15 protein-coding genes are annotated in these 16,691 nt (G+C 64.1%); 1 reads left to right on the forward strand and 14 read right to left on the reverse strand.

What is annotated here, in order from left to right; genetic code table 11:
• Nucleotides 1–215: 215 nt before the first annotated feature.
• From ACT3CF_RS16360 to ACT3CF_RS16405, 10 genes are all read right to left on the reverse strand, one after another.
• Nucleotides 216–923: a lytic transglycosylase domain-containing protein gene (locus tag ACT3CF_RS16360; RefSeq protein WP_478424571.1), complete on the reverse strand. Its 708-nt coding sequence runs from the start codon at nucleotides 921–923 to the stop codon at nucleotides 216–218.
• Nucleotides 924–928: 5 nt separating this feature from the next.
• A complete protein-coding gene (locus tag ACT3CF_RS16365) occupies nucleotides 929–1,267 on the reverse strand; it encodes a DUF736 domain-containing protein (protein ID WP_478424573.1) in 339 nt (112 codons plus the stop codon).
• On the reverse strand, nucleotides 1,264–1,836 hold the full coding sequence (locus ACT3CF_RS16370; RefSeq protein ID WP_478424575.1) for a S26 family signal peptidase: 573 nt from the start codon (nucleotides 1,834–1,836) through the stop codon (nucleotides 1,264–1,266). The genes ACT3CF_RS16365 and ACT3CF_RS16370 overlap by 4 nt, the downstream gene beginning before the upstream one ends.
• The gene (locus ACT3CF_RS16375; RefSeq protein ID WP_478424576.1) at nucleotides 1,833–2,363 is read right to left on the reverse strand and encodes a DUF2840 domain-containing protein; all 531 of its coding nucleotides are present in this window, start codon (nucleotides 2,361–2,363) and stop codon (nucleotides 1,833–1,835) included. The genes ACT3CF_RS16370 and ACT3CF_RS16375 overlap by 4 nt, the downstream gene beginning before the upstream one ends.
• Nucleotides 2,360–2,635: a helix-turn-helix transcriptional regulator gene (locus ACT3CF_RS16380; RefSeq protein ID WP_478424578.1), complete on the reverse strand. Its 276-nt coding sequence runs from the start codon at nucleotides 2,633–2,635 to the stop codon at nucleotides 2,360–2,362. The genes ACT3CF_RS16375 and ACT3CF_RS16380 overlap by 4 nt, the downstream gene beginning before the upstream one ends.
• A gap of 121 nt (nucleotides 2,636–2,756) precedes the next feature.
• On the reverse strand, nucleotides 2,757–3,524 hold the full coding sequence (locus ACT3CF_RS16385) for a DNA -binding domain-containing protein (protein WP_478424581.1): 768 nt from the start codon (nucleotides 3,522–3,524) through the stop codon (nucleotides 2,757–2,759).
• A 154-nt stretch (nucleotides 3,525–3,678) separates the two neighbouring features.
• Nucleotides 3,679–4,002, reverse strand: a complete 324-nt coding sequence (locus ACT3CF_RS16390; protein WP_478424583.1) for a DUF736 domain-containing protein — start codon at nucleotides 4,000–4,002, stop codon at nucleotides 3,679–3,681.
• A gap of 471 nt (nucleotides 4,003–4,473) precedes the next feature.
• The gene (locus tag ACT3CF_RS16395; RefSeq protein WP_478424585.1) at nucleotides 4,474–5,064 is read right to left on the reverse strand and encodes a hypothetical protein; all 591 of its coding nucleotides are present in this window, start codon (nucleotides 5,062–5,064) and stop codon (nucleotides 4,474–4,476) included.
• Nucleotides 5,061–6,011, reverse strand: a complete 951-nt coding sequence (locus ACT3CF_RS16400; RefSeq protein WP_478424586.1) for a TIR domain-containing protein — start codon at nucleotides 6,009–6,011, stop codon at nucleotides 5,061–5,063. Before ACT3CF_RS16400 ends, ACT3CF_RS16395 begins: the two co-directional genes overlap by 4 nt.
• Nucleotides 6,004–6,744: a helix-turn-helix domain-containing protein gene (locus ACT3CF_RS16405; RefSeq protein WP_478424588.1), complete on the reverse strand. Its 741-nt coding sequence runs from the start codon at nucleotides 6,742–6,744 to the stop codon at nucleotides 6,004–6,006. Before ACT3CF_RS16405 ends, ACT3CF_RS16400 begins: the two co-directional genes overlap by 8 nt.
• A 486-nt stretch (nucleotides 6,745–7,230) precedes the next feature.
• On the opposite strand from ACT3CF_RS16405, the gene ACT3CF_RS16410 reads away from it, so the two are divergent.
• Nucleotides 7,231–7,971, forward strand: coding sequence for a hypothetical protein (locus ACT3CF_RS16410; RefSeq protein WP_478424590.1), 741 nt, complete (start codon nucleotides 7,231–7,233; stop codon nucleotides 7,969–7,971).
• Between the two features lie 18 nt (nucleotides 7,972–7,989).
• On the opposite strand, the gene ACT3CF_RS16415 is transcribed toward ACT3CF_RS16410, so the two are convergent.
• The 4 genes from ACT3CF_RS16415 to ACT3CF_RS16430 form a co-directional block, all read right to left on the reverse strand.
• The gene (locus ACT3CF_RS16415; RefSeq protein ID WP_478424592.1) at nucleotides 7,990–8,157 is read right to left on the reverse strand and encodes a hypothetical protein; all 168 of its coding nucleotides are present in this window, start codon (nucleotides 8,155–8,157) and stop codon (nucleotides 7,990–7,992) included.
• Between the two features lie 220 nt (nucleotides 8,158–8,377).
• A complete protein-coding gene (locus tag ACT3CF_RS16420) occupies nucleotides 8,378–9,631 on the reverse strand; it encodes an SIR2 family protein (protein WP_478424594.1) in 1,254 nt (417 codons plus the stop codon).
• A 90-nt stretch (nucleotides 9,632–9,721) separates the two neighbouring features.
• On the reverse strand, nucleotides 9,722–10,261 hold the full coding sequence (locus ACT3CF_RS16425; RefSeq protein WP_478424596.1) for a hypothetical protein: 540 nt from the start codon (nucleotides 10,259–10,261) through the stop codon (nucleotides 9,722–9,724).
• An 82-nt stretch (nucleotides 10,262–10,343) separates the two neighbouring features.
• The gene (locus ACT3CF_RS16430; protein WP_478424597.1) at nucleotides 10,344–16,664 is read right to left on the reverse strand and encodes a hypothetical protein; all 6,321 of its coding nucleotides are present in this window, start codon (nucleotides 16,662–16,664) and stop codon (nucleotides 10,344–10,346) included.
• Between the last annotated feature and the right edge of the window lie 27 nt (nucleotides 16,665–16,691).

Genomic DNA, 16,691 nt, shown 5'->3' on the forward strand with positions numbered 1-16,691 from the left:
AGGCGTTGAAATAGCTGAAGAAAAGCCGCCGGGCGCCGGCAGGGCAAGCGGGGCGACGGCGTAAATTCGCCAGCTACTACAACCATTTGCAGCCAAGCCGACGGCGCTGCTTTTATCTCGCCCTCCCGGAAAGCCCTTCCCTGCTGCCCCTATCCCGCCTCCCCGGCCGACCTGGTCCAGGTCCAATCGCAGACAATGAAAGAGGCCGAGGGCACTCATTTCGGAACGCCCGTCCGGCCGACGAACAGCGTGTCGCGCGCGGGTTCAGCCGGGCGTGCACCGGCCTGTTCGGGCGCCACCGATGGGATCCGCGGCGCGGATTCCGGGTCCGATTCCGTCCCGGATTTCGAGGCCGCGACGAACAGATCGCCGCGCCGCCAGGCATCGCGATCGGGCAAGGAGCGCGCGGCCAAAGCGCCGTTGCGACCCATGCGCGCCACAATCTTGTCGACATAGGCGAGCGTCTCGAGCGGCAAGGGCCGGGCACCGCGCAGATATGCCTCATAGCGTCCGGGTCCGGCATTATAGGCGGCGAGAAAGCCCGGATCGCCGTAGCGATCGAGCATCTCGCGCAGATAGGCGGCGCCCGCCAGGATGTTGTCGCAAGGGTCGAAAGGATCGCGCCCGAGCGCATGGCGAAGGCGCAGATCGGCCCAGGTATCGGGCATGATCTGCATCAGCCCCATGGCGCCCTTGGGCGACACCGCGAACACGGCGAAGTCGCTCTCGGCCGCGACCACCGCGCGCAGCAGCGGCGCCGGCAAGGCGAAGCGCGCCGCGGCTGCTGCGATCGGCTGGTCGAAGGGCGCCGTTGCCGGACATGCCGCCCGGGCGGCCCCGGCGGGCAGCAAGGCGAGGCCGGGCAAGGTGGTCGCCACCGCGGCCAGCAGCCGGGCAAGCCGGCGGGAACCGATGCGCGCCACGGCGCCTAGTCCGCGTCCCGGCGGACCTGCCGGCGCTGCCAGAACAAGCTATGCGGGCCGCCTTCGACCGTCGGCCGGAAGAGGTTCGCGCGGATCGCGCGGGGCAGCTGCGGGTCGTCGATGACGATGGCGACATAGGCGCCGGCGCGCTCGCCGCTGCGCTTCCAGCCGGCACCGATCTCGGGCCCCTCGGTGCTGTCGCCGGCATGGACGCGGTAGTCGGGCGCGTTCTTGGTCTCGCTGCGCAGCGCCGGCACGATCGTCACCTCGGTGTCGAACCCGAGGGTTACGAGGCTGCCGACAAAGCCGTCGCCGCGCGGCATGAATTCACCGATCCTGATCATCGTATCGCTCCTTCGGTCTTCGCTTGGGGGATGCTTTGCGGGCGCTTGGCCGGCGCCGGCGCGCCGCCGGAGGTCCACAAGGGCGTCAGCACGGCGACGATTCCGCGCGCCGGTACCGGCCCGAAATAGCGGCCGTCGAAGCTGTCGGCCGAGCCGGGATTGAGGAGGAAAACCTCGCCGGCGGCGACGATCCGGCAGCCGCGCCAGACCGGCAGCGGCCGGTTGGCACGGTCGAACGACCGCGCCTCGGCGACGAGAATGCCGTCGATCGTGATATGGACGCCGGCTCGGCAGACGCGCTGGCCGGCGGTCGCGGCGACATGCTTCAGCATCGGCACGCGCAGCGGCAGATAGCCGCGCGCGGCCATGAACCGCGCGATCGGCGCGGGCGCTTGTACCGCGACCAGCGCGCCGCGAGCCGCCGTCCGCGCCGGACGCGCGGCATAGAGTCCGACGGGCACGCTGGCGCTGGCGTTCCACACCAACCGCGGCGCCGGCTGCACAAAGGCCGGGATGACCAGGCCGGCGATGGCGGCATAGCCGCCGAGCAGGATCCAGAAGCGGCTCATGCGCCGAGCTCGCGGCGCAGCTGCCAGGCGCGGTGGCGTGCCGGCGAATAGGCCCGCGGGCGGTGCCCGACCATGAGGCGATTATGCGCGTGGCACCAGTAATCGGGCGCCACCGCGCAGGGATCGATGCCGAGATCCTCGACGGCATCGATCACGGCCAGGCCGGCGCGCACGCGCCGCCAGCCGCCGAGATGGAGGAGCAATTCGCCGCCCGGCGTGACGCAGGGAAGCGTCGAATAGGCCTGGCCGGCCGCGACCGCGCGCACGATATCGAGCCGCGACAGGACGGTGCCATAGTCGTTCGAGGCCCAGCGCACGAACGCGAAGACGCTGCCCGCGGCGAAGGTCAGGACGCGCCGACGGCGATCGATCACCTGGTCGCGAAGCGGCGCGCCGAAGCGGATCCAGCGCTCGGTCTCCTGCGCGATCCAGGTCAGCTCGACGCTGGTCGTGCCCGGCTGGGGAGAGGCTTGTTCGCTCAAGCGGACAACCGGCGCGGCGCCGATCGAGGCAGGCGCCGCGCTCATCGCCGCACGGGCCCCTTGCGCTCGAGCACGCTGGTGTCGATCCGCTTGGCGGGATGGACGATACCGGCGGCGCCGTCATGGGTCGAGCGGCGCGAGCCCTGCGCGGCCCAGGCGAGCAGGTCCTCGGCATCGTAGACAACGCGGGCGCCGAGCTTGCGATAGACGGGACCGGTGCCGAAGCAGCGATGCTTCTCCAGCGTGCGGGCGGACAGGCCGAGCAGCAGGGCCGCATCGGGCGTGCGCAGCAGGCGCTGAGGGGTATCGCCGTCCATCCAGGCTCTCCGAGCAATGGCCCGGCAAGTCTGGCGGGCCCGTTCCAATCACGGGCATCCAATGGCGGCAGACGGCGGGCCCGAGGGAGCGGTCAAAACCGCAGGCACGAAATTGTCGCCCCTAGCCCCGCAGCAGCGCGCGATAGCCGTGCGAGGCGAGCGTCCGCGCCTCGGCAACGAGGCGCTGGACGCGCCGGCGCTCGCTCATGCCCTTCCAGGCATGGGCGTCGATTTCGCCCAGCCAGGGATAGACGATGCCGAGCCCGATCGCGCGATTGCTGGCGCCGCCACGCCAGGCGTCGAGCACGCGCAGCAGCAGCGCGAGGCGCCGGCGCTGCAAGGCGCTGGGCCGCAGCGCGGCCGCGGCGGCACCGCCGCCAAGGCCGGCGAAGAACCGGCGCGCCGCATCGCAGGCGGCGACGCAAAGCGCATCGCCGCGCGGTGGCAACAGGATGGCGAGCGCCGCTTCGCCATCCCCGATCACGCGAAGCCGGTGCCGCGCCCCGCCGCTATCGACGACGATCCAGCGCTCGCCCCCCAACACGAAATCGGCGGCGCGCGGCGCAGGCGGCAACGCCGCCGCGCCGCCAATATCGGCGGGCGCCGCGACCAGCGAGACGAGTTGCGAAGCGCAGCCCGGCAGCCAGATCGCGGGCTCGGCCCGCACCGGCCGGCCCGGATCGAAGAACCGCACCAGCCCCCACCGCCCGGCCCCCGCCTCTCCTTGCCGGCACCCTTCGGCATCCGCCGACCACGCAGTCCAGGCCGCCCGATAGTCCGGGTTCCGCCGCAGGAACTCCTGAGCGAAATCGGCCCGATCATGCTTGTCGAGCCGTTCGGCGGCGAACGCCGGCAGAGGCGTAGAAGGTGCGACGGCACGCTCCGGCACGGGACCATTCCCGCACCGAGCCTCCCGCCACCGCCCGGCCCTTCGAAGTCCCGGCGGCCGGACAAGCCGCCCCCGCCAACCGCACAGCAAAAAGCCATTCCGCGGTTCAAACACGCGAAAGGCGCCCCGCCGTCAGGCAGGGCGCCTTGGTCGCTCAGTCGTTGCTGGCGCGGCGCGGGCGCGACCAGATCAGGCTGTAGGTGTCGGCGCCCTCGTCGTCGAAGAGGTTCGCGAAGATGGGCTGGAGGAAACTCGGATCGTCGAGCTTGACCGAGAGGTAGGGACGCTGCTCGGCGGAGAGCTTGGCCCAGGCGGCACCGATCTCGGCGCGGCCGACATAGACCCGGTGGGTGGGCGCGTTCTCGTTCGGGCGGTTCTCCTCGGGGACGATCCGGACGCCCTTCGCCTGGACGCTGAGGGTGACGATCGAGCCCTGATATTCCTCGCCGACCTTCTTGAAGCTGCCGATGTTCGCCATGACACTAATTCCTTCTGTTCCCGAGACCGCCCGATGCGGCCTCGATGGCGTCAGAAGGCCGGGTGCGAATGACGCCGCAGCGTGAGCCCGAAGCAAAGCGGAGGACTGCCAAAGCGGGCTTTCTTGCCTCGCGAGGAATGGGCGCAGCCCAGGGGAAGAAAGTCCGCGACGCAGTTGCGGCCAGTCAGTCGAGGCGCAGCCGTCATGCGGCCAGACCGCCATCAACGAGGCCAAGGGGCAACTCGGACCAGAAAGAAGATTGACCGGCGGCGCGCCACTTCGGTCCTGCGGGGGGCAGGTTTGTTCGAACCTCCCGCTTCGCGCAACGCGCCGATCATTCCCATCGGCAATCTGACGGCACAGCGCACCCCGGCTCTCTTGCAGATGCGATGCGAAGGGGCAGTCGTGCCCGCCGCGAACGGCGTCCCTACCCATAACCATGCGACGGGCTCAGCCTTCGACCTGCTCTACCTAACGCGGCAGACGGAAGGGGTCGCTGACACCGCGCGACGTTATATGTGCTCTCGCGCTCATGCGGGGATCATCAAGAGCAGCACGCAGACAAGCCTCCGCGAAATGGCGGAACGCTGCATTGCGCCAGAATCGATTACATTCCTTCCAGCTCAACCGTTCGCCCGTTTTCCGGCTCTTGTGATAAATATAGCCGAGATAGGGATCGAGCTTCCGGTCGCTGTTCGGGTCCTTCCAATGTCCGTGCGGAATAGAAGGCAGGGGATCGGAATCACTGCTCGTGAATACCCAGGCCGTCTGTGGAGACCCTGGCGGCAGGCTGAAATGGATCACCGGCAGGCCGGGCGCAGGTGGGCCGGAACATTTCGGCCCGTCGCCGTTCATGTCTTCCGCGCCATCCGGTTCATGGCCATTCTCTTGTGGTCCGGCCGATATTTCCTCGTCGTTGAAAAACACGCGCCGCAGGCGAGCGTGATATGTTTCCGCGTCGATCAAGCCGGCCTCGAATGCGATGGCGCTGAGCCGCATATATTCGACTGCCCAGCGCGGCACGAAGGGAAGCGGCGGCCTGCGGTGCAGCCGCCTCGTCATGCTTGCCACCAATTCTGCGAAACTGGCACATCCGCAGCATGCAACTCGTTCACCAGCTTGCGCTGCCACCCTTCCTGCGCGTCGAATTCGACATAGACCACGCCATCATAGTCCGAGGGACGCTCAACGCCGGGCGGAACGAGCGCGCACACGCGCTCAACGCCAAGCTGTCCGATAAAGAAGCCCATTTCGAATATCACGTTCTGGCGAGGCCGCGGGGTGGGCGCGGGCTGCTGAGCGCCCTGGGGCAGCAATTGGGGGCGCAGGCTTCCGACATCGTCCCCCGTCATCAGAACCACGGCAAAGGCGGCGCCATCCGCCTCCTCCTTGAACTTGGTGAGAATGGATCGGCCGCGGTTGGGGCGTTCGCTGAGGATGATGACATCTAGGCCTACGCGGCGCTCAAGAAAGCGGGCGACGGCATGCTTGGCAGCATCATCACGGCCGTGGACGAGGAATATCTTCGCGGGCACGACGTCGATGGCAGCGGGCACTGCTGGCGCGACTGGAACGATGTTCGGGGCAGCCAACGGGATCAGCCCATTTTCACGCAGGATGGCGTGAAGGTCGCCCTGCTTGACCGCCCAGTGCGTTCGGCTGAATTCAAAGTCGTCCAGATGGAGATCCCACGCGATTCCCGCGATCTGCTCCGAGGTCAGCGGCGGCACATCGTCCTCGAACTCGAAGATCACCCGAAAGTCCGAACCGCGCTGCTGGATGCGCTTGATCTTGCCCAAGCGGGGAACGCCGTCGGTGTTCTGTTCATACATGAAGAGCGTAGGAAGGCGGGAAAGCTCCTCTAGCGCTTCGTTTGAAAGTGCTATCAGGCGTTCGCGCGTCGCTACGTCGGTATATTCCAGGATCCGCGACTGGTCCCAGACATAGACGCCCTCTTCCCATCCGTTGTCCCGGGCAGTGACCATCACATTGAACATCGGATCACGCATCCCCTTCCATATCGAATCCTGCAGCGAATGCGTTCCATCCCCCATCGTCGGGTGGAGATGGCGGATAGACCATGCCACCCTTCGGAACCTCATAGGGGCCAAGCTCTTCCATCAGATGGGCTTGAGCAATATCTTCGGCGGAGCGGCCGATCCGTAATACCGTGCGGGTTTCATCCCAGGTGCCCATGAGGATACCCATGCCCATTCCACCGTCGTCGTCGATCTCGTGGGCGGTGATCTCGAGCGCGGCGCCCCCAACAATGAAGCCTCGTGCGGCCAGCGCTTTCAGATGATCCTTGGCATCGAGTTCGCGGGTAACCTGCGCGATCGGCGACATTGGGCCTTCGAAAGAAATGACCGTCTGGCAGAAGTCGTGGAACGCCTCAATCGCCTTCGCATCTTCGAGATTATCGAGCTCGCAGAAGCTGAAATGCATAGTCACGCTGGCGCGCAGCAACGTTACTAGACCGCGGCCGCTGTCGATCGTCGAGAGCGGAAGATAGGGCTCAAACAGTTCCGAAGCATCATCGGCAAGCTCGCTTGCGGGAACGTCGAAAGCGGCGGCGATCGAAGCGAGGCTGGCAGCCGAGAGAGGTGCTCCCCGTTCGGCGCGCTGGACGGTCGCGAGGCTCACGCCCGATCTGGCCACGAGATCTTCCTGAGTCAGGCCGTGACGTTGGCGCATCGCTTTGATCTTGTCGGCAGTCGCATCCATCGCAGCACAAGCAATCATAACCCGTCTCCCGTGTCGATGACGACTGACACGGAAACCGACCCGTCACGCCACGTCACGCACCCTTCAGCTTGGCCGCAGTCGATCGCGGGAACTGCGGCACAGACCGTGGAGGCCGTCCGCATCAGCATTCGAAGCAATCATGTTCGCGAACTATAAGGTCTGGACCACTGTCGAGTTCTTGCGCCTCGACGACACCGAAATGGCGGGTATCGACGCGGAAGACGATGACGATGATCATAAGGATTCGCGCAAGATTCCACGCGTTCCTCAGCGAGGCCAAGGGGCGGCGCGGAAAGATAGGAATGCCAGGCGAACCTCGCGCGGAATCGAACCAGGTGAGTCAGGGGACCGCGCGCCGACTGCCGGGCAGCAACTGGATCGAGCCCCTTGCATGGACGAACGCGTTCGCGTCCAATCGGTAAATGTCGGCGGTGCGCTGGGATTCATTCCGCCCCGCCGCGACAACCGAAAAGTGGGGCTACCGTGGGCGAACTCTATCTTTCCGATCGCGAAAAGGAAGCGCTGCGGCGCGTCGATATCCGCGAGGTCGAGCGGCTTGTCGAAGAAGCGCGCACGTTCGAGCGCGCGTCGGGGCTCTATCCCCTGCATCTTGCAGCGTGTGGCCCCTATGTCGCTCAACAGCTCCGTAAGTTCGAACGCGATCTGACCGAGCTAGCGAAAGCCAAGGCAGCGAAAAAGCGCGAGGACCTGAGGGGGCGTGTGTGGAGCTCAGGCTGGGATCTCACGCATGCGATAAGCGCCACAATCGATCGCATGGTAGCCGAGGAGAAGGAACTCCAGCTCTTTCGTGTCAGCGAGTATGTAATTCCGCCGCACAGGCTTCACGACCGGATCGATTTCCGCGTCGATTATCAATGGCGCAAGGCCGTTGAGGATTCGTGGACTTTCGATTCCATCACCTTCGTCCACGATGTCGATATGAGTCCCGATTACACGCTGCCTCAACCCAGGAGGAAGCCCAGTGCAGCGAAGCTCGAGCGAGAACGGCAGGACCTGCTTTTCCGCCACTGGGAACAGCTCCGGCAACAGGCGCTGTACTCCGTCCGCGAATTTCTAAAGTCGGGCGGCGATGCTTCGACCATCCCCAAGACGTTTCAGGCGAAACCGGATCGCCATAGCCGATGGTTGAACAATTTCAGCTGCAACTTCTGGCGATCGCTGGCGCCAGAGGGACAACCGAAACCCTCCGGCGCCACCGATTGATCCGCACCGGCATCGCGGTCAACATGTAAAAGGATCATATTCGCGGACGATCAGCTCGGGATCACCGTCAAAATCCTGCGCCTCGACGACACCGAAGTGGCGGCCATCGATCCGGAAGACGATCACGATGGTCATGAGGGTCCGCGCGAGGTTCCATGCGTTCTTCTGGGCGAGGTTGAGCGGCATCTCCGTAGCTCCTGTGCGGAAGCGGGGACCGCCCCGCTCGACAGGCGCCCGAAGTGTCCGGCGCATGGCCGCAATCACCGCGCAGCCGCAGGCGAAGCGGCCGCATGCAAAGCATAGCGGACCCTTTACGGGTTGATGGCGTCAGGCCGTGGGCCGGGCCAAGGAAGTGCCTCCAAGAGCGGGGCGGGACCCAGCGTTGCCGGTATCAAGCGCCACGAGGTCAATCCGGGAAGGTGACAAGCGTTGGCTGCGGTGGCTCCCAAGGCAGGAGCCCAAGGTCCTGGATGAGGGAATTCAGATCCGGGTCGGTCGCCAGAAAGGTTTCAAACCCCCGATCCCAGACGGCACAGGTGCGGTTGGCGTCTACTGTCCAGCCCGCATGCTCATGATGATCTCGGTGAGGTTCATACCCGACATTGGTGCGCAAACAGTGCCAGAGTTCAATGATCTTCGGGTCTTGCAGACTATGGGCTGCAGTTTTCACGAACCCGTCCCCCCAGTAATCGATAAACAGAATGGGCGGCACCGGGCCACGGGATCTCGCCTCACTGAGCCAATTGTTTAGATGAAGATCGCCCATGCCATAGCCAATGATGACTATGATATCTGCGCGCATCGCGTCCTGCGCCAACGCGGAATAGAAATATGAAAGGGGCCGCTGTTGAAGGCGAGATAGCTTGTCCAAGCCCGTCACGACGGCAGAGAGCTCTACTTCAGTTCCGTCCAGCCGCCGGCGGCCCGAGCCGTGCCTGGAGGCGTTGAGCTGGGCAATGACGCGGTCGTCATACCAAAAAAGTTCGCCGAGCGCCGCATCCGTGCGGCCGCTGGCAAAACCAAGATGAACGCTGCCGTGGAGGTGGAAGACGCAGTCCCTTTCGGGAGCGTCCCAGAAATGGCATCCGTCAAACCGCTTCGGTTCCGAACTCGGCTCGGAGTCAAATCCCGTGAAGAGATCCGGTGCCGACTGCAGGATGAAGTCATCATAGTTGGTCGTGTAGATCCGGGTGGCATGCGTAGCTCGCGTGCGCTCCAGAAACCTCCCGAGTGGGGCGAGGCTTGCGCGCGGCTCCGCGCACGCACTGGCGATCTCGGCAAAAATCAGGTCCGCCATGAAATGAACCAGCGACCTGAGCGCCTTGCGATCGACGTTGAAGCTTGATTCGATAAATGGTCCCATCGCCGGCCGATAGGCATTGACCGCCTCGCTTGAGGAGGGAGACAAGAACAGCAGCTCATGAGCGCAGTGATAGATTTGCTCGAATGAAACGGCGGCCGTACCTTCCTTGTAATATGCTTGGAGGCGCCGCCGGATCTCAGCAAAAGCCTCGTCGCCACCGGATATCCGCATCCACTCGTCCGCGGCGACAGCGTTCGCGATCCGCTCGGTGAGAGCGGGCGTCGATGGCGCGCCGAAGTCGATCGAAGCGCCAGCCCCTACCAATAACAATGCGCGCCTCTGTCGATCCGGGATCATATCCCCTTCGGTACCTTTCCGCCGGATTGGCTACTGCCGCCCATTTTCTGAATCGCGCGCCGGTTCAGGCTTTGTCGGAGCATGGATCCGTTATTGCCCCTCGGCCTCATCCAAACGCTTTAAGAGGTCGATCCGCACATTCTCGGCGACATCCAGAAAACGGTCCAATTCCTCGACGCGTGTGCGCCACTTTCGAATCTCACCTTCCTTTCGGCTCTGCTCGGCAGCATCGGCAGAAGAAGAATCTGCAGCCAGGATCAGGCGTCGGATAGTGACGATGTCGATCCCTTCGACGCCCGCTCCTTGCGCCCGCCGCACCCATTCGCGGGTGTCGTCAGGCAAGTCTTCGACCGCACGTCCGAGAAGATGCCGGATTATTACACGGGCTGCGTGATCGAACTGCCTGACGACGTCCAGCCGCCGGACCTCGTCATCTGTCGGCCGATCCGGCGGATCCAGGTCGTCCCACTGCATTCCAGCGGCGCTGTAAAAGGGCCGCGGGGCATCGGGATCCAGAGCTTCGACAATGCTGAGCAGTCGCTCCGCGGGTTCGAACGGACGAAGTCCTTGCGGCATGCAGTTACGATGTTTCCACACTTCCAGCACTGCCTCGAAACAGCGCTGCTCCAAGGCTTCTTTCTCTCCACCCGTAGCGGCCTCAGCCTCCCGAATTAGGCGTGCCAAGCGATGGGCCATCCAGCGCCCGAGTATGTCATTGGATTGGTCGAGATGCAGTTGACCTACCAGCGCGTCGCCGAGTTCGAGCAGGTCGTGGCGCGCGCTCGAAGGCCTCTCCGGGGCGAAGGATGAGGAATCGCGTGAGTCTGACGGCATCGAACTGCTCCTTGTCCCTGTGCCGTGTATAGCGCGTCTCAAGGCGGTTGGTCCGCAATCTAACCTCGAACATGAGGTGCTTACCGGTTCGCTCCATAAGTCGGTCGAGCGCAGCGCGCGTGGCGCACAGGCGCCGTCCACGGTCGTGAAGCGACTGATCGTCGCTCTCCTCTCCATCGCTCCATATCTCGGCACGGATCAAAGGGATGGCCTCGGGATCTAACCAGGAGCGTTGCGCTCTATCAGGGGTGAGCGACAGCGCGTCCACCGCAATTGAGCCAGGCGCCGGGACGCGCGCACGAAGGCCGTCCGCCCACGGATCAAACCGGTCCAGCCTGCGCTCTCGCTCGTCTGAGCGAAGCCAACTGCGGAGGAACCAACCATGCTCGTCGATCTCGTCGGAGTCCCCTTCGCCGGTTGGAAGACGATAGTCGTGATGGTCCATTGCGGTCTGCAGCGCCCGCGCGAGATCCTCTGATCGGTCGGCGCTGATCAGAACCGATTCGACACTGACATGCTGCTGAATGGTGTCCTGATGTACTTCCCAGTCCGCAGAAGCGATGATCGCTCCACCCGGCATGGTGAGCAATTCCATCAAACTAGCGTCAAATCGTCGTTCAGCCTCACCAGCCGGCAAGTCGAGCCATAGCCCTTTCGGAGTTGGGTCTCGCCGGTCCGAGAGCCAGAGACCGGTTTCCAGGCTGAGGCGATATCGCCCCAACCAAGCGTCGAAGGTGCCCCAGGAATCATCGGAAACAACCGAAGGAATGGCATCGAGCAGCTGGCCCGCGACGATCATGATCGCGTGCACTGAGTGATAGAAGCGCAGCTCGTCGACCTTTGGCCAGTCCGACTGCAACCGATAGTCGCGCTCATCATTGAACTGGCGTCGCACCTCCCGCTGATCCTGCTCGTGGGATCCCGTTTCCTCCGCTCCCCAGAGTTGAGCGATTATTTCTGCCGTCGCCGCCTGAACGTCTTTCGCACCGAGCCGGAATCCCTGACCGAGCGGCCCCGCCCAAGACTTGCCGAAGTCGGGATCAAAGCGGAAGCCGGGCCCGACATCCCACATATTGTCGAATGCGCCTGAACTGCTGCGTCTTGGTACGGGGGAAAGCTGCGAGACATTGATTGCTCGAAGCTCCGAGATTCGATCATCGTCCACCGCAATCTGGCCCTGAGAATGGAATTCGAGCAGTGCCTGCGCCGCAAATTCGCGCAGGAGCACATGCGGATTCGCGCGCACGGCCGCAGATTCGATGAGCGCCAGGAATCTTGAGGCGGGAGCCGGACTCTCCTCGGCGGCGCGCGCCAATGCGATGGTCAGCCAGAGCCTGGCATGCAGTGCGTAGAAGACGAGATCGGGAGCCGCAAAGGCGTGCCCCTCGTCGGATTCGGCCACACTGACCAGCGCATCGAGCACCGCCGGACGGTCCAGCCAGCATAGTGCGCGCACGACGTGCGCGGCTTCCCATCTGCGTTCCGCCCAAGGCGATCCAAGCGCGGCCCAGACAAAGCCAGCCAGCGCCTCTGGCACCGTCGAGGGAGGCGCGATATCGGGCCGCCAAGGACCGTCGTCTCCCTCCAGCAACAGGGGCTCCATCAACCCTAGCCCATAGCCAAGCGCTTCCGCGGCATCTTCCGCCGAGATCATCGTCGAAAGGAGGCCAACCAGATCGAAGAGATCGCCATAACTGACGGGAAGCGCCGTATCGCCCATCGCAGTGACGGCTTCCCGAAAAATATCCGCCCGCGTCAGCCCGAATTGGGGGAGCAAATCCCAAGGCATCGCGGGGTATTGCATGTTGGTGGTGATCGACATGCATTCCCGCCGGGCCAGCCCTTTCAGGAACCGCCGCATGGCGCGCTGAACGGCGAGGCTTTGCCGCCAGCTTTCGGGCAGCTCACTCAGGAGCTCCCTGGTATCGTAGAGCCGAGCAAATCCGGCCGCTTCCAGAGCTCCAATGAAAGCTGCTTCCTGCCCCTGAGCTACGCGCGAAATCGCCTCGCGGTAGAAGACCTCCACGAAAAAGGGCGGCTCGCCACTTCTGAGCCGACCATAGGCCTGGGCAAGCTCGGCGGCGTCGGTCAGCGCGAGCCCTTGGAACACCGCATCCCAATCCCGCTCCGTGCGATCAACTCGAAAGGGTGGCGTCTCGGCCTTCGCCTTGGCGGCGGCCTTCACCGCCGCCGCGCGCTCCGCCTCTACCGCCAGATCTTTCGCCTGGCCCGCGTCCACTCCGGCGTCTTCGAACACCTTGACTACCGCCCGCCAGTCACCGTCGCCAGAATAGAGGTGACAGACATAGCGCATGAAGAATGATGCGATCCGCTCACGCTCCGGCCCCTGGCTGGCGGCAAGGAGCGCGGCGCGCAACGTGCCGGCGCGCCCGTGAAGCGCATGCGCGGGAAGGAAGGACAGCGCGTCGCGGGGATCGATTGCGCCTCGGGATCGCAGCGCTGCAACCATATACCCAAGCGTATCGTTCTGGCGCGCGAAGCGACGGTCGATCCATCGGCTCAATATCGTGGGCCCCGAAGGCGGCGAGAGCGCGACCAGCGCCGAGACCGCCTCGCTCCAATCGAAATTCTGGGTATAGGCGTAGACCAGCTCGGCCACGCGCGAAAAGCGATAGGCCAGTTCGGGACGGTCGGTTCGGTCTGAACCCGCCCCAGATGCAAGATCACAGAGCGATGTCCAGCGATGAAGATTCTCTTCGCCGATTTTCCCCGACACCTCGATCGCCTGCTCGAAATATTCGCGGGCCTCACCGAGACTCACGAGCAATACGGCGCGAGCCACCTCGACGAACACCTCGGCGATTTGGTGGGCGTCCTCGCGCTCGCCGGCCATGAGTCCGAATGCGGCGCGCCCGAGATCGAGGCAAAGCTTGGCACAATGGTCGGTCCGACCGGCATGGCGGGAAAGCGCGATCAGCGTTGGCGTGAACAAGGGGCGCGACAATCGGTTTCGCCAAGCCTCGAATGGCTCGATGTGCGCTGCGGGCTGGGCAGCGCTCAGCACGATCGTTCCCCAGAGCAGGGCGACCTCGTCATGCGGCGCACGGCGATCATCATAGATGCGCTTGCTGCCCGTTGCAGATAATTCCGCCGTTGCCGCAATACGTGCCGCAAGGTCGCCGAAACCAACGCGCCCCACCCGCAGTTCGGCCAAGAGCAGGTGCCATGGCAGCAATACTGCCATCGCCTCTTCGAATCGCGCTATCTCGCTATGGTCCGCAATATATCGGCGTCGCGACTTTTTCCGATGCCGGAGACCGTTCTGCTTGGCCCTGGAAGGCCGCATTTCGAGAGGCTTTAGCCTCTCGGCAGTCACCGTCTCGTTGCGGAGGGCGGCGCGGAGGCAATAGGCACCGAGATAGATAGACCGGCTATTCTGGTAATTTGCGGTCGGACCCTCGAGGCTTGGCGGCCTATCCGGAAAGTAGCGGGTCAGGGTCTTTGCCAGAACTCGCCGGGGTGCAGCGCCTTGGCGGAGCCCTGCAACCACCAGGTCGGTGATCGCGCCGAGCAAGCGGATATCGCCGCCGAATCCACGGGCCGGTGCTGCGATTCTAACATGCCTGCTGGCGACCAGCCGGACCGAGCGAGTGACCGCGGCTGCGGGCGGATAGCGCCCAACCTTCGCCAATTCAGAGGTGATGGCCAGGAGCAGGCCGAGATCGTTGCCAGCAGCAACGGCCAAACTGTCGATGGCGTCGAACCGACCGGCGTCGATCAGCCGAGACACCACTATCTCCCCGGCATTGAAAGATCGCTCGCGATGCCGCCAGCGCCGAAGATACTTGGCACATCCCTCGGCGCCGTGAAGATTCAGACTGGCAAGCGCCATCTCGGCAACGTCGGCGTCCTCAACCTGCTTCTTCGTCTCGCCCGCGCGCGCCGACTTCGCCCACTGGTCGAGCCAACCCAAGCAAAGGCGCAGCCTGCTGCCCGCGTCACCAGCAAGACCCGGCCGGCCCGATAGAAAAGCCGCCTCATAGCCATGCTCGGAACCCGGCCATTCACCGCCTGTGATCAGGCGGCGTGTGACCTGTTCAAGCATCTGTTCGGGTTCGAGAAAGTGACATCCCAGATCGGTGTTGGCGGAAATCAGCTTCTGCTGTCGCGCATCCGCTGCCGTTTCCCCGCCCGCCTTCAGCGCAAGCTTGGCGGCATCGAGATAGCGCTTTTCCCGGATCGCCGCCTTCAGCGCAAACTGGAGCCGCTGCAACGCCACGTCGCGGCGTGCCATTGCGGGCTCCTCCGGAAGTGCATCGTCGGTGAGCGCAAGGCGAACTAGATCGTCAAAGCGGCCGGCTTCAAGGAGAAGCTGTGGAAGTCCGGCGGCGACATAGGCGCTGCTCGCAGCGGCGGGCAGGAGGCGCCTGATAAAAGTGTCGAGCTGCGCTCCGGTCGGGCGGAAGCGATCGCGGAACCAGGTCTCGGTCGGCTCGTCCCGGAATTGAATTGCTTCTTCGCGCACGATGAGGGGGCGTTGCAGATCGTTCGCAATGCTCCGGACCAACGCGATCGGCACTTCTGCTACGCGTGCGACAATCTCGAGCGGCACGAAGGGGCGGAGTGTCGCAAGCGCAGAACATAGCCTATCAATCTGTTCGCGCTCGGTTTCGGGTGCCTCAAACAGGACCTTATCGATAGCTGCCTGGAGCAAATCGCCGATCAGGTCATCTACCGTACGAGGCTCACCGGCCAGACCCAGCAGGATTTCCGCAAGGGTGCCGGACTGGGCAAGAGCCGTCGCCTGAACACGCGGATTGAAAGAAGTCTGGCGATGAAATTCCTGAACGTCCTGGTCCGTGGCCACCGGAAAGAACAGCCGCAGGTGCTGAGCGGTCTCGCCAATGTCGAAGGGCAGAAGGTCGAGACGCGGCACGGTGTTGGGCGGATCCAGCATATCGACCCGGTGCGGACGAGCCGTAAGCACCACCCGCATGTTGCTTGGCCAGCGCTCCCGCAACATGAGGCGGGGAAAGCTGGGCTCGCCGGGCAATTCATCGGCCGCAATCTGCGCATTGTCCGCGGCGTCAATGACAATGCAAAGCAGCGCGTCGGGGGCTTGCTCTTTGAGCAACGCAGCGGCGCGCTCTGCCCGCGCGATGAATGCGCTCATATAGGCGGACGCATCAGCTTTTGGGGTTGGGATGAGCGGTTCGGACAGGGACCGGCCCGCCATTTCGTTCGCCAGCTGGACGAGCCCATCGCGGCACCGATGTCTAGATCCGCTAGCGCCGCGATAAGCGCCGTTGCCGAAGCAATCGTACACGAAGGTTTGGCTCCCCGCCGGCAGCAAGGCCCCCAGTTGGGTGGAAAGCACCGACTTGCCGACCCCGGCATCGGCCCGGATCACGCACAGACTTGGTCCCGCCACTACCTGGTCAGCGAGATCCTGGAGCTGTTTGCGCGGCACGATCGCGGCCGGCAGCTCGATCCGAGGCTCGGCGGGAAAGAGCTTCTCGGCGCGCGTGCCCAAAGCCTCCAGCACATCGTACCGATTGATTTCAGGCCGGTGCGCAAACTCCGTGGTCGCCCGCTTCTCGATAAGATTCTTCATCTGCAAAGGAGCGTCGCGGTCGGCCTCTGGCAGATAGCCCGACACGTCATCGTGCAAGAGCGAGCGTTGTTTTAGATAGTCCTCGGTGCGGCCGATCAGGGTGAGAATGCGCGCGAACCCTTGGGCGGCATCCTCGTCGAGTTTCATGGCCCTAGCCGCGGCACGACCCCTGGCAGCGATTTCGCCGGATCGGAGCTGGTTCAACCCCTGCTCAAGCGACTTGGCAAAAGGTCGGTTGGTCACGAACTCGAACGAGAACCGGTGCGCGACATCCGCCTCGCCGAAGGATTCGACGAGTTTCAGATAGCGATCGCCGAAGTTCTCAAGCGTTCCGCCCAGATCGCTCGCGATCCACTCATCTTCGGTCCGAAGGCTGGAGTGCTTGAGCTGGATGTATTTGACGTGCGTCGCCGTCTTCGGGTCGGTCGAACCGCGATACTCAGCCACATCGATGGAATCGATGCCTTCGGTGATCTGCGCCCCATCCTGTACTGCCGGCCCCTCGATCGAAACGGCGACAAGATCAGTGTCGAGCGGGAGAAGACGCAAACATTGCCGAGCAGCCCAGTAATAGTGGAACTGGTCTCCTTCTCGGCTGGGGCGGACGCCAATGATCGCGGTCATCGCTAACATCTAACCAGTGGGACCGGG

This window comes from Sphingomonas chlorellae, from assembly GCF_056485145.1.